Here is a 13,510-nt window from a genome sequence, read left to right as displayed (position 1 = left end):
TTATAAATGGAAAATAAATGAAAGGGGTGTGCGTAATGATTGTAATCGTAAATGTAATGGGCTTAGCTCTGTTAAATGGCAGAAAACATTCATATCATTACGCAACCCGTACGGATATATAGGGCATCTTTGTCTTATAAGAAGCGTACGTTGCGTATATCGTAACGTACGCTTTTTATGCATTCCTGTGCATATCGTCAAGCGGCGGTATGCTTTTTTTTGTTTATTTTCCCTTGTTTAGTTCCGATAAAAAACTTTGGAAGGTGGAAAAATGTGATGAGATTGTATGGGTTACGAAATGTAAATGTGATAGGTCTGGATAGTGGATAAAGAAATGAGAGGTAAACGAGAACGAGAAGGGAGAGGTTACATTGTTATCAGTATTACTAAAGCTAAAATGGTTTTTTAGGGAGCACTGGAAGAGATATAGTATTGCCATTGGAGCTCTTTTAATTGTGAATATAGTTGAAGTGATTCCCCCGAAAGTGTTAGGGGTTACGATAGATAACATAAAAACAGGAACGTTATCGAACGAAGCTATTATACAGTCTATTCTTATTTTAATAGGGGTTACGATCGTTGGATATGGCCTCACTTTCGTATGGCAACATCAATTGTTTGGCGGTGCATTCGTACTTGAGAAAACGATGCGCTCTAAATTTATGGGGCATTTACTTAAGATGACGCCGACTTTTTATCAAAAAAATCGTACTGGTGATTTAATGGCGAGAGCGACAAATGATTTGAAAGCAATCGCTATGACAGCTGGTTTTGGTATATTAACGCTTGTGGATTCTAGTTTATATATGCTTACGATTGTCTTTATGATGGGGTTTACAATTAGTTGGGAGCTTACATTTGCAGCGCTTATTCCGCTTCCAATTATGGCGTATGCGATGAATATATATGGAAAGAAATTGCATGAAAGATTTACAGTTGCGCAAGATGCGTTTGGTGATATGAACGATAAAGTGCTTGAATCAATCGCTGGTGTGCGCGTTATTCGTGCATACGTACAAGAGAATGCAGACGAGGAAAGATTTCATCATTTAGGAGATGACGTCTACGAAAAAAATATGAAGGTAGCAAAGATTGATGCATTATTCCAACCAACTGTGAAAATGCTTGTCGGTCTTAGTTATTTAATCGGCTTAGTGTACGGTGCATACCTTGTGTTCCAGTCAAAGGTGACGCTTGGTGAACTCGTTTCTTTTAACGTGTATTTAGGGATGATGATTTGGCCGATGTTTGCAATTGGGGAATTAATTAATGTTATGCAAAGAGGAAATGCTTCGCTTGACCGTGTGAATGAAACGTTAGCGTATGAGCCAGATGTAAAGAATCCGAAACATCCAAAGCTTGTGCAAGAGCCGGATTATATTCAGTTTGATGATGTGTCTTTCTCATATCCTTCATCAACTGAAGAAAATTTAAAAAAGGTTTCTTTCACATTAAAGCAAGGAGAAACGCTAGGGGTTGTCGGAAAAACAGGAAGCGGGAAAACGACGCTTGTACGTCAGCTTCTTCGCCAATATCCGCTTGGAGATGGAGATATTGCAGTTTCTGATGTGACTTTAGATAAAATGACGAATGAAAATGTACTCGGCTGGATTGGTTATGTACCGCAGGAGCATATTTTGTTCTCAAAAACAGCGCGAGAAAATATTTTATTCGGAAATAGGGAAGCGACTGAAGAAGAACTAGAGAAAGCAATTGAAATTGCTGCGTTTAAAAAGGATTTAGAGTTTTTACCAGAAGGGTTAGAAACGCTCGTTGGAGAGAAAGGTGTTTCTTTATCAGGAGGACAAAAACAAAGGATCTCGATTGCACGAGCTGTTATTCAAAATCCAGAAATTTTAATTTTGGATGATTCTTTATCAGCTGTAGATGCTCGTACGGAAGCAGCGATCATTGAAAATATAAGAACGGAAAGAAGCGGAAAGACGACGATTATTACGACGCATCGTTTATCTGCAGTGCAACATGCGGATTGGATTCTCGTTATGGATGAAGGTGCAGTTATAGAAGAAGGTACGCATGATCAGCTTATCCAAAAGGGAGGCTGGTATGCTGAGCAGTTTGAAAGACAACAAGGTGAAAGTGAAAGTGCGGATAGTGGGGTGAAAATATGAGCGTTTCAAAACGATTGTTTCAATACGCGATGAAAGTGAAAGGGACGATTTTTGCTGCGATGTTAATGTTATTTATTTTCGTCATTGCAGAGCTTGCTGGTCCTTTCGTCGCGAAAACGATGATTGACGATCATATCGTTGGAATAGAGAAACCTTGGTATGAAACAGAAAAGAGTGAAGAGGCTGTTTCGTATAATGGGGCTTTTTATAAGCGAAGTGATCGGTTTGAACAAGGCGAGAAAAAAGGAAAAGAAGTACGCGTGATGCAAGTCGGTTTTCAATATTATTTTGTACCGAATAAAGTAAATGCGGAAGGGTCACGGACTGTAAAAGGGGATATGATTACCGTTCAAAATGGTAAGGCGGTGCAAGTGTATAAAGCGAAAGCATTAACGAAAGAAGAAGTGTTTGCGTTTTATAAACCAGAAATAAACCGTCTATTATTACTTGGTGGTGGCTATTTCGCTTTATTAGTAGTCGTGTCATTATTTGCATACGGAAAGCAGTTCTTCTTGCAGAAGGCAGCGAACAAAATTATTCAAATTATGAGGGAAGATGTTTTTTCTCATATTCAAACGTTGCCAATTCGGTACTTTGATCATTTACCGGCGGGGAAAATTGTTTCGCGTGTGACGAATGATACAGAGGCCATTCGTGATTTATATGTAACGGTGCTGGCAACATTCGTTTCTAGTATCATCTATATTATTGGGATATTCGCTGCGTTATTTTTATTAGATGTGAAGCTCGCTTCATTATGTTTATTAATTATCCCAATTTTAATTGTTTGGGCGATTCTTTATAGAAAATACGCGTCTGTATACAATCATAAAATGCGCTCTCGCTTATCTGATATTAACGGAACAGTGAATGAATCCATTCAAGGGATGCCAATTATTCAAGCGTTCCGTCAAGAGCGTGAAACGAAAAAAGAATTTGAAGAATTAAATGGCGATTATTTTAAGTATCAAAATAAAATTTTAAATTTAAATGCAGCAACTTCTCATAATTTAGTATCCGTATTAAGAAATATCGCTTTCACAGGTGTGATTTGGTATTTCGGTGGCGCTTCATTAAGTGCTACAGGCGTCATTTCTCTAGGGATACTGTATGCGTTCGTTGATTATTTAACACGATTGTTCTCACCGATTACAAATATGGTGAATCAGCTTGCAAACTTAGAGCAAGCGCGCGTTGCATCAGAACGTGTCTTTGAATTGTTAGAGGAAAAAGGGGAACCGGTAGAAGAAGAACGTATGCCTCGTTTAAAAGGAAATGTAAAATTTGATAATGTATCATTTTCTTATAATGGAAAAGATGAAGTGTTAAAAAATATTTCTTTTGAAGCGAAACAAGGCGAGACAGTGGCACTTGTCGGTCATACTGGATCAGGAAAAAGTTCTATCATGAATGTACTCTTTCAATTTTATGAGTTTGAAAAAGGAAAGCTTACGATTGATGGTCACGATGTAAAAGAGATGCCGAAACAAGCAACCCGTGAACATATGGGAATCGTACTGCAAGACCCGTTTCTTTTTAGCGGGACGGTCGCTTCCAATGTAAGCTTAGAAAATGAAAAAATTTCAAAAGAGCGTATCATAAAAGCATTGCATGATGTTGGTGCTGAAAGATTTGCGAATAATATAAATGAAGAAATTACAGAAAAGGGAAGTACACTTTCCACTGGAGAACGTCAGCTTATTTCATTTGCTAGGGCGCTTGCTTTTGATCCAGCTATCTTAATTTTAGATGAAGCAACGTCTAGTATTGATACAGAAACAGAGGCGATGATTCAACAAGCACTAGAAGTTGTAAAAAAAGGAAGAACGACATTTATTATCGCTCACCGCCTTTCAACGATTAAAAGCGCAGATCAAATTATTGTGCTCGATAGAGGAACCATTTTAGAAAAAGGCTCTCATGATGAATTGATGAAAAAGCGCGGGCGTTATTACGATATGTATAAAACGCAAATGGAAGGCAATCAGAGTGCTTAATATGCATGGAGGAGAACTTGTGATTTTCACAAGTTCTTTTTTATTGATGAACATGTCGACTCTTTAGCGAATTACGACAGTTAAATAAGAAGTATTGTTTTACCTTTTTCTCCATAAATGCTATATTAAAAAATGTTACTTATTTTTTGTATGTAGCGTTATTTTTCCCTTTTGTTTGATTATGAAGAAAAAGGATAAACTAAATAAGAACATTTTCATTGAAAAATTGTTCAAGATTGCATACAATCAATATAGTTTTTAAATTCCTATCAGAATACTTGGAGGATTACTATCATGAAGAAATTATTTTCAGTGCTTGCAGTAACTACATTAGCGATCGGGATTGTAGCCGGCTGCGGTAAAGAAGAGAAAAAAGATACAGCTAGTCAAGACGCGTTACAAAAGATTAAACAAAGCGGTGAACTTGTAATTGGTACAGAAGGTACATATCCACCATTTACGTTCCACGATTCAAGCAATAAATTAACTGGATTCGATGTTGAATTAGCAGAAGAAGTTGCAAAACGTTTAGGTGTAAAACCTGTATTTAAAGAAACACAATGGGATAGCTTACTTGCTGGCCTAGATGCAAAACGTTTCGATATGGTTGCAAACGAAGTTGGTATTCGTGAAGATCGTCAAAAGAAATACGATTTCTCTAAACCATATATTTCATCTTCAGCGGCATTAGTTATCGCAAAAGATAAAGATAAGCCTGCTACATTTGCTGATGTAAAAGGGTTAAAAGGAGCACAATCTTTAACGAGTAACTATGCAGATATTGCTAAGAAAAACGGTGCAGAAATCGAAGGTGTAGAAGGATTTAGCCAAGCGGCAGAATTATTAGCTTCAGGACGCGTTGATTTTACAATTAATGATAAGTTATCAGTATTAAATTATTTAGAAACGAAAAAAGATGCAAAAATTAAAATTGTAGATACAGAAAAAGAAGCTTCACAAAGTGGATTCTTATTCCGTAAAGGTAGCGATAAGCTTGTACAAGAAGTAGATAAAGCGTTAGAAGATATGAAAAAAGACGGTACGTATGACAAAATAACGAAAAAATGGTTCGGTGAAAATGTATCTAAGTAGTGCATTAGTTTCAGATCGATTGTCTACTTGGATAGATATTATGCAGACTTCCTTCATGCCTATGCTGAAGGAAGCTGTTTTTACAACAATTCCATTAACGCTTATTACATTTATTATCGGTCTTATACTTGCGACGTTAACAGCGCTCGCACGTATTTCAGGTAGTCGTATTTTACAATGGATTGCTCGTATCTATGTATCTATCATTCGCGGAACGCCACTTCTTGTACAGTTATTTATTATTTTCTATGGTCTTCCAACTCTTAATATTGAAGTTGAGCCATATACAGCAGCAGTTGTTGGATTTTCATTAAATGTCGGTGCATATGCATCTGAAATTATTCGTGCTTCTATCCTTTCCATTCCGAAAGGGCAGTGGGAAGCAGCTTATACAATTGGGATGACATATCCACAAGCATTAAAACGTGTTATTTTACCACAAGCAACGCGCGTATCAATCCCGCCGCTTTCAAATACATTTATTAGCTTAGTGAAGGATACTTCATTAGCATCGTTAATTTTAGTAACAGAAATGTTCCGAAAAGCGCAGGAAATTGCGGCGATGAACTACGAGTTTTTAATTGTTTATTTTGAAGCAGGTCTTATTTACTGGGTTATTTGTTTCTTATTATCAATCGTACAACAGATGTTAGAAAAGCGTTCAGAACGCTATACATTAAAATAATCCTTTTACAAAAGGAGTTTTTGTTTTTATGATTTCAATTCAGCACTTACAAAAAAGTTTCGGAGATAATACCGTACTAAAGCATATAGATTTAACAGTTGAGAAGGGCGAGGTTGTTGTTATTATTGGGCCGTCTGGATCTGGTAAAACGACATTCTTACGTTGTCTCAATGTATTAGAAACGCCAAACGCTGGTAATATTCGTATCGGTAATAAAGAGCTTAACTTCTCTCAAAAAGTAACGAAGAAAGATATTGTTAATCTTCGTACGCAAACAGGTATGGTATTCCAGCACCATAATTTATTCCCGCATTTAACAGCACTTCAAAATGTAATGGAAGGGCTCGTTACAGTGAAAAAGATGGGGAAAGAAGAAGCGAAGAAAAAAGCAAACTATTTCCTTGAAAAAGTTGGTTTAGCAGATAAAGTGGATTTATATCCGTTCCAATTATCAGGCGGACAACAACAGCGCGTTGGAATTGCGCGCGCACTTGCGATGGAGCCGGAAGTGTTACTATTTGATGAGCCGACGTCAGCGCTTGATCCTGAACTCGTTCAAGAAGTTCTGAAAGTAATGAAAGAACTTGCTAAAGAGGGCATGACGATGGTTATTGTAACGCACGAAATGCGTTTTGCACATCAAATTGCGAACCGTGTTATTTTCATGGATGGTGGTGTCGTTGTCGAACAAGGTACACCAGAAGAAGTATTTACAAATCCAAAAGAAGAACGTACGAAGAAGTTTTTACAAATGTTGCAATAAATTAAGGAAGGTCTCAAGGCATATGCCTTGAGACCTTTTTGCCATATATATTTATTTGTGGAATCCGCCAAGGCTTTGCTCAGCCATTGCAACTAGACGTTTTGTGATTTCTCCACCAACTGAACCGTTAGCGCGAGCCGTAGAATCTGCTCCTAATTGTACACCAAATTCTTGAGCGATTTCGTACTTCATTTGATCGATTGCAGCTGTTGCACCTGGTACTACTAATTGATTTGAAGAATTTTGGTTTGCCATAGGAATATATCCTCCTTAGAGTTATAAAAGTTTTTTGGTTGGACTAGCTGGAGTTGAACCAGATTATCGCCCCGGTTGGCGCTAATCCATCGGTAATTAAGTTTGTACTCATAGTATGGATGTTACCTAGAAAGATATACAAAATAATAATTTGTAAATTTTGTAAAAAAACGTATTGATTTCGTAAATTATGAAATAAGAGTAATCGTTGTATTTTTAAGAAAACAGGCCAAACTAAGGAGGATATTAAATATAATTTTTTCATTGTAGCCTGCTACTTGTAGGCTAATTATTAGCTTCTTATTTATGATTTATTGAAATAAAAATGAAATCGGTAGCAACTTCATAGTTCTATTTTTAAGTAGGGATGGAGTGGGCGCTCCTATGTCTGGATAGTTGCTCTCTTCACTCTAAAAAAGAGAGGCTTTAAACGATAACGTATGGAGGAATCATGATGGGAATTTGCCCGCTTTGTAACGCATTAGAATCACAAACATATTCTTGTCAAAATTGCCAAAGTATACTCCAAGATTATGGGAAGTCTGTAGATTACATAGACGATTATAGTGCCTATATGGATCAAGAATTATTAAGTGCAGTAGATGGTTTAACGCATAATAATTCAAATGAATATTGCAATCATATTTTTTATTGCAGAGTATGTAATGTGGAAACTGAGGTTGTAGTAAAACTTGTGTAAATAGAAAACTTCCACCTTATTATCTAGGTGGAAGTTTTTGTTTTTGTATTTGTGAGTGAATCATAGGAGAAGGGATACATTCGGTGTTTGATGAAGTCCCGGATTTTATTTGGGACATTTTTTCCTTTGCATCACGTAAGGAATGTTCAGTTAAGTAGATGGCATATTCGTAAAATAATTGGCGTGTCAGTTCACTTTGTTCTTTTAATTTGGCATCTTGGAATACAGTTCGCCCAGGTTTAGAGTTGGCTTCAAATAACCAAGGATTTTCCTTTGTGTCTAAACCGATATCAAAACCGATTTCTCCAATATTTCCAGTTACTTGTTCATCGAGCGCGTAACTTATTTGTAAGGCAGTATGTTTTAATTTATTTTCAATTTGAACTTGTTTCGTTGAATCTGGAAAAAGCTCTTGTAATAATTTTGTATCACCGCCACTATTTACGTGCGTTGTTAAACTGCCTTTGCCGGCGATTTTGGCGACGATTGCACTAACTATCCAATTACCGAAATGGTTTTTATTTGTATGAATGCGGAAATCAACAGGTTGCCCATCGAAGCGAAGTAACGAAATACCTTGCTGTACGATAAACTTTTTTAAATCATGTCCTTTTAATACGTGGTTTAGAAGCGTTTCTAATGATTGATACTTTCTCAGTTTATTTTCTTCATTTTCGCGATAACGACAGTAGTAGCAATTCTCTGTTTGAGAATAAAATATTTGATGAATATTTCTACCAAAGCTCCCGTGTATTGGTTTCATGTACACTGATTTATACGTGCCAAGAAACCGTTCTACTTGTTCAAAATGCTGAAATGCTTCTGTATTTGGTAATAAGGGTTTAATTGATTCGTCTTTCGTAAGAAGTTGATGAACTTCCCATTTATTGAAAAAACCTGGGTTAAACCATGGAATGCAGTAGTCTTGTTCTAACTTTCTTTTTGCTCTGACAATTGGTTTGTAATTTTCCGCTTGTCGATTCGGTAGTCGATCGTAAATGACGTTTGGTAAAGGAACCTTTTTCTTTATCCATTGTTTCTCTCGAAAGAAATATCCTTCAATTGTTTCTTCTTCCCAGTTTATATGTTGAACGCCAAAGACGAATACGAACGGTCGTAATGAGAATGGTGGTGTTAACAACTCACTCAGAGCAATTGAACGATTTCCTAAAGGGTTAGAAGAATCATCATTAAAGCCAGTTGTAAAAATGCCGATTAATGGTCCGAAAATAATTGTTTGGTTTTGTGTAAATGCATGAATAGTAGTTGATTGAGGCAGTAAAAGTTTTTCGGCAATATGCTTTCCGATAATAATTTCGCGAGTAAAGGAATAATGAATTTTCACCTCTTCACTTGCAATGTGACGTATACCGAAGGATAGGGATGTAATAGGTGGTGTAATAGAAAAAACGTAAGGTAAAGTAATGCTATTTGGATGTTCATCTGAAATGTTTAATGTATATATATGTTCTTTCAAAATAGGTTTACCTCCTTTCATTATGGTGTAAAGCGACTGAATTTAAGTGGTCCGTGAAATATCTTTTCGGCTAATGAATCACTATGACGAATGTATTGTTCGTAAGGAGGAATCGTGTTGACATACATAAGCCAAATTGCGCCTTTTTGATCCATAATTGTGGAAAGTTCTAGTTCAAATAACGAAGAATAAGACTGATCTAGTGTTTGGAATACTTCATTTATAATGTCGTGTAAAGCGTCTTGCAATAGTTGCACACCTGTACTAGATAGTACGTATTTAATTTTTGAAAATGAATGCAATGAATCATCGTCTGTTGCTGAAGGTAAAAGCTGATTAGGAAATGAACTTTTTTGTATAAATTGACCGATAATATTCCAAGTTTGTTCTTTGTTTTTTTGCAAAATAGTTCGAATGTGGAGTGGGTATGTTAATTGATTTGGTGGTTGTAGCATGGTATGCACTATGTAGCGTGATGAACGTATGTTAGATTTACACCAAGATATAAATTCATCTGTCCGCTTGATTGAAAGAGAAGTATGGTATTTTTCATGTACTGTATCGATATGAAACGTTTTATTTTTGTAAGCGACTCGATATAAGTTATCTTTAGAATGTATATTAGTGGGGCGTATAATAATATCTTTAGTTTTTAACAACAATTTGAAAATGTTTTGTATCGTTGCCACTTCAAATTTGGGTATATAAGGAGACAGTTTTTTATTAGTGAGAAATAAATCATGTAGTTCACTTAAGTTAATAAGTGTGTTATTTAAAAAGGTAATGGAAGGACGGTTGTGCAAAGAGTGAATAATTGATTTTGCTTTTTCAAAGTCTGTTTCCTCGTGAAAAGAATAACGATCATATATATAAGAAGGAATAGGGAATGTTTGCTCTTTCCATTTTCCTGTATCTGTATCGTAAATAAGACCAGAAACAAGGTCTGTTTTAGAATCAATACAAAATGGCGTAAACTGGGCAACGACATTATGATAAAGCCGAGCGCGTTTAGCGATTTCGGTGTAATACGTTTGCTCATAATGAAGTTTAGAAGTTAAAAGGCCGAGAACCAACGAAATCACTCCTTTACTACTATTTGCATAATAGGCGAAGCTATATATTGCAAATACGTTTTTATACCATTATACTTTTGTCCGTATGATGATATGCTATAGTTTTGGAGAAGTGAAAGGTTGATTGTAATGAATATATGGTTAAATATGTTAACGACGACAGGACTCGGAGCAATTATTGGGGGATACACGAATCATTTAGCGATAAAAATGTTATTTCGTCCTCATCGTCCTATTTATATCGGAAAGTTTCAAGTTCCATTTACACCAGGGTTAATTCCGAAGCGGCGTGATGAACTTGCTGTTCAATTAGGAAAAATGGTTGTAGAACATTTGTTAACACCAGAAGGAATCGGAAAAAAGCTAACAAATGAAGAGTTTCAAAAAGGTTTAATTCACTGGGCGCAAGTGGAAGTGGATAAAGTAATGACTAATGAACAATCACTGCGATATATGTTAGAAAAATGGAATGTAGCGCATGTAGAAGAAGAAGTGACTCGAAAAATCGAACATGTGATTACAGAAAAAATTCATGCATTTTTAGCAGAGTATTATACATATACATGGGAACAGGCTTTACCTCATTCTGTACATGAAAAGATAGAGAATGCGATTCCGAATGTCTCGGCGTTTATTTTAGAGCGAGGAATTAGCTTTTTTGAAAGTGAAGAAGGGAAAGCACGTCTTTCAAAAATGATTGATGATTTCTTTGCTTCTCGCGGAACGCTACTTAACTTAGTCGGAATGTTTTTAGGAAATGTAAGTGTTGTGGATCGTGTGCAGCCAGAAGTTATTAAGTTTTTAGGGCAAGATGCTACAAAGCAGCTTTTAACTGACGTACTGCAAAAAGAGTGGGAAAAGTTAAAAGGAAGAGATGTAAAAGAATTAGAAGCATTTGTAGAGAAAGAAATGATTGTAAGCTCCGTGCTGTCAGCAGTTAAAGTAGAGGAAACAGTGAGTAAGTTTTTAAATCAATCTGTTCAGCAAGTATGTGAACCAGTTCGAGAAACAATTATTGAAAAAGTGGTTCCAAGTGCAGTAGCGAAAGGCTTAAAGTGGGGAACAGAAAATGTAGAGAGTATACTAAATAATCTACACCTTGCGGAAATTGTCCAGCAAGAAGTGTCTACATTCTCAACAGAAAGATTAGAAGACTTAGTTCTGTCTATTACGAAAAATGAACTAAAAATGATTACGTATTTAGGAGCGTTATTAGGCGGAATGATCGGGCTCGTACAAGGATTGTTACTATTGTTTCTTAGATAATAAGGTGAGTACATAGAAATAAAAGTGAAATTTCTTCACATCTCTTGCATAGTTTGATATGGTAAGAAGAGGTGCGTATGTAAATGCACGTAAAAGGCAGTGCGAGTGAAAAGCGCTAGCCTTCTAAAGGAGGAAAAATAAAATGACAAAGAACATTCATGATGTTGCATATGAATTACAAAAAGCAATCGCTGAAAACGAAGACTTCAAAACTTTAAAAGAGAGCTACGCAGCAGTTCAAGCTGACACAGCTTCAAAGAACTTATTCGATGAGTTCCGTACAATGCAACTTAGCCTACAACAGAAAATGATGCAAGGCCAAGAAATCACTGAAGAAGACAACCAACAAGCACAAGAAGTTGTAGCTCGCATTCAACAAGATGCTAAAATTACAAAATTAATGGAAACTGAGCAACGCCTAAACGTTGTAATCGGTGACGTTAACAAAATTATCATGAAGCCACTTGAAGAATTATATAGCGCGCAACAACAAGCGTAATAGTGGAAGACGCTCCTAGTTTAGGAGTGTCTTTTTTGTTTAGGGAATTTAATAGTTATACCACAAAAATTCCCTTTCAAAATAGCCATTTCTTATTGGTTATTTTGAAAGGGATATGTAACACATCTGTTAATTTTTTTTATTGCTGTTAATTGAAGTTTTAATATTTTTTTCGTTCAAAAACGTTTCAATCTCTTTTTGTTTCCTCCCATTTATTTTCTCAAGGCGTTTTGTAAAAGAAAAATTGGCTTTGAATAAGTTACCATCTTGGGTGAGTTTGTCTAATTCTTGATCTAGCTCTACGAAAATATCCGTAGATGATGACATAAATGCATAGATTTCTTTTGAAGGTTTTTTATAATCAGTAGGTAAATTATTATTACTAATAAACTCATGGAAATTCATATCGTTTTGTTTCGCTAAATCAATTAGTTTTTGTAATTTTTCTCGGTCAGATTCCGTGAAATTCTTATCAGAATTTGTTGAAGCGAGAGCGATAATATTTTCAGATAACTCCCAACTATAATCTATATAATTTTTTATATTTTGTTTCATTTCGTCTTCACTAATAGTTTCGTTTTTCTTTGAGGAACTAAATATATTTTCTGGAACTTTAATAGCAACATCTTTAATAGATTGTACATCGTTTTCTTCCTTAGGTTGTACACTGTTTGAACAAGCTGATAGAAATAAAAGAGTAAGTAGCATGAGTGAATATAAAGTATATTTCTTCATTTTAATCTCCTTTTACATTCATTAGTGTCTTTGTAAAATAGCAATATTCCATTTCAAATACTTTACTAAAAGTGCATATAGATGTTTTACCATTTGATAAGATATGACGGATATGAGTAAACCGACGCAAAAAGCGATGAACACATTATAAACATCGGAATAACTAATTTGATGAAACCCTTTAAAGAATCCTAATCCTATTAATAAAATAGGCGAAATAATTAATACTGGCGTGGCAATAATAAGTGCTAGAAGAATCGGTAATAAAAAGAGTAGTACGAAAAAGGCGATAATGATACATATAAAGTTTAAAATACTTAAGCTCATAACAGAAAACAGTGCTGTCATAATATTTTTTAGGCTGCGCCTATTGTCAGCGTTACTTATTACATATGAAATATTAAGTTCTTTAGCGATAGTTTTAGGATTTCCTAGCTTTTTAGAAATTTCCTCTTCAGATATTCCATCTTGTTTACCACTAATAAAATGAGTTTCGTACTCCCAGATAATATCCTCCTTTTCTGAATTAGGCATATTCCGTAGGGAAGAACTAAGTTGTTCTAAAAATTCACTCTTGTTCATAACGATCACTTTCCTTTATAAAATGATGAATTATGGCTGAAAATCCTATCTTTTTTCTAAGCAGCACACACAATCTATATCTACTTTTTGAAAGGAGATATACTAATCGTGAATAAAATTACAAATAATGGGCATTCCATTATTTACAAATGTATCACTTACTATTATTCTTTGCAAGGTACTATAAATTTGTTAATAATGTGAATAGGTGGAAGTATTTTTGTACATTTTTAGAAGAGATATAAAAATGTTAT

General features: G+C 35.3%; 13 protein-coding genes. 8 read left to right on the top strand and 5 right to left on the bottom strand.

The window, feature by feature from the left end:
• Positions 1–371: 371 nt before the first annotated feature.
• From MKY38_RS17750 to MKY38_RS17730, 5 genes are all read left to right on the top strand, one after another.
• On the top strand, positions 372–2,132 hold the full coding sequence (locus tag MKY38_RS17750) for an ABC transporter ATP-binding protein (RefSeq protein ID WP_000953783.1): 1,761 nt from the start codon (positions 372–374) through the stop codon (positions 2,130–2,132).
• Positions 2,129–4,129 (top strand): ABC transporter ATP-binding protein, encoded by a 2,001-nt coding sequence (locus tag MKY38_RS17745; RefSeq protein ID WP_341049315.1) that lies wholly within the window; start codon positions 2,129–2,131, stop codon positions 4,127–4,129. The genes MKY38_RS17750 and MKY38_RS17745 overlap by 4 nt, the downstream gene beginning before the upstream one ends.
• 294 nt (positions 4,130–4,423) lie before the next feature.
• A complete protein-coding gene (locus MKY38_RS17740; RefSeq protein ID WP_000732840.1) occupies positions 4,424–5,221 on the top strand; it encodes an amino acid ABC transporter substrate-binding protein in 798 nt (265 codons plus the stop codon).
• Positions 5,208–5,906 carry an amino acid ABC transporter permease gene (locus tag MKY38_RS17735; RefSeq protein ID WP_000281501.1) on the top strand — a complete coding sequence of 233 codons (699 nt, stop codon included), beginning with the start codon at positions 5,208–5,210 and terminating at the stop codon, positions 5,904–5,906. Before MKY38_RS17740 ends, MKY38_RS17735 begins: the two co-directional genes overlap by 14 nt.
• A gap of 28 nt (positions 5,907–5,934) precedes the next feature.
• Positions 5,935–6,669, top strand: a complete 735-nt coding sequence (locus MKY38_RS17730; protein WP_000623610.1) for an amino acid ABC transporter ATP-binding protein — start codon at positions 5,935–5,937, stop codon at positions 6,667–6,669.
• A 51-nt stretch (positions 6,670–6,720) separates the two neighbouring features.
• Here the strand turns inward: MKY38_RS17730 and sasP are convergent, their stop codons facing one another.
• The gene (sasP, locus tag MKY38_RS17725) at positions 6,721–6,924 is read right to left on the bottom strand and encodes a small acid-soluble spore protein, SasP family (RefSeq protein ID WP_000013338.1); all 204 of its coding nucleotides are present in this window, start codon (positions 6,922–6,924) and stop codon (positions 6,721–6,723) included.
• 454 nt (positions 6,925–7,378) lie between these two features.
• On the opposite strand from sasP, the gene MKY38_RS17720 reads away from it, so the two are divergent.
• Entirely contained in the window at positions 7,379–7,624 is a 246-nt protein-coding gene (locus tag MKY38_RS17720; RefSeq protein ID WP_000510476.1) for a hypothetical protein, read from the top strand.
• 19 nt (positions 7,625–7,643) lie between these two features.
• Here the strand turns inward: MKY38_RS17720 and MKY38_RS17715 are convergent, their stop codons facing one another.
• Positions 7,644–9,101, bottom strand: coding sequence for a YheC/YheD family endospore coat-associated protein (locus tag MKY38_RS17715; RefSeq protein WP_065224688.1), 1,458 nt, complete (start codon positions 9,099–9,101; stop codon positions 7,644–7,646).
• Positions 9,102–9,121: 20 nt separating this feature from the next.
• Positions 9,122–10,174: a YheC/YheD family protein gene (locus MKY38_RS17710; RefSeq protein WP_114555746.1), complete on the bottom strand. Its 1,053-nt coding sequence runs from the start codon at positions 10,172–10,174 to the stop codon at positions 9,122–9,124.
• A gap of 129 nt (positions 10,175–10,303) precedes the next feature.
• Between MKY38_RS17710 and MKY38_RS17705 the strand changes: the two genes are divergently transcribed.
• Together MKY38_RS17705 and MKY38_RS17700 are read left to right on the top strand one after the other, a co-directional pair.
• A complete protein-coding gene (locus MKY38_RS17705) occupies positions 10,304–11,440 on the top strand; it encodes a DUF445 domain-containing protein (RefSeq protein ID WP_065224749.1) in 1,137 nt (378 codons plus the stop codon).
• 142 nt (positions 11,441–11,582) lie between these two features.
• Positions 11,583–11,939: a YlbF/YmcA family competence regulator gene (locus tag MKY38_RS17700; protein WP_000164614.1), complete on the top strand. Its 357-nt coding sequence runs from the start codon at positions 11,583–11,585 to the stop codon at positions 11,937–11,939.
• Positions 11,940–12,068: 129 nt separating this feature from the next.
• On the opposite strand, the gene MKY38_RS17695 is transcribed toward MKY38_RS17700, so the two are convergent.
• Both MKY38_RS17695 and MKY38_RS17690 read right to left on the bottom strand, forming a co-directional pair.
• Positions 12,069–12,674 (bottom strand): NDxxF motif lipoprotein, encoded by a 606-nt coding sequence (locus MKY38_RS17695; RefSeq protein ID WP_065224686.1) that lies wholly within the window; start codon positions 12,672–12,674, stop codon positions 12,069–12,071.
• 21 nt (positions 12,675–12,695) lie between these two features.
• Positions 12,696–13,256: an HAAS signaling domain-containing protein gene (locus MKY38_RS17690; protein ID WP_065224685.1), complete on the bottom strand. Its 561-nt coding sequence runs from the start codon at positions 13,254–13,256 to the stop codon at positions 12,696–12,698.
• Positions 13,257–13,510: the final 254 nt, after the last annotated feature.

This window comes from Bacillus sp. FSL R5-0585 (genome assembly GCF_038004545.1).
GTDB lineage: Bacteria > Bacillota > Bacilli > Bacillales > Bacillaceae_G > Bacillus_A > Bacillus_A cereus.
This window is presented reverse-complemented; position numbering and strand designations above follow the sequence as displayed.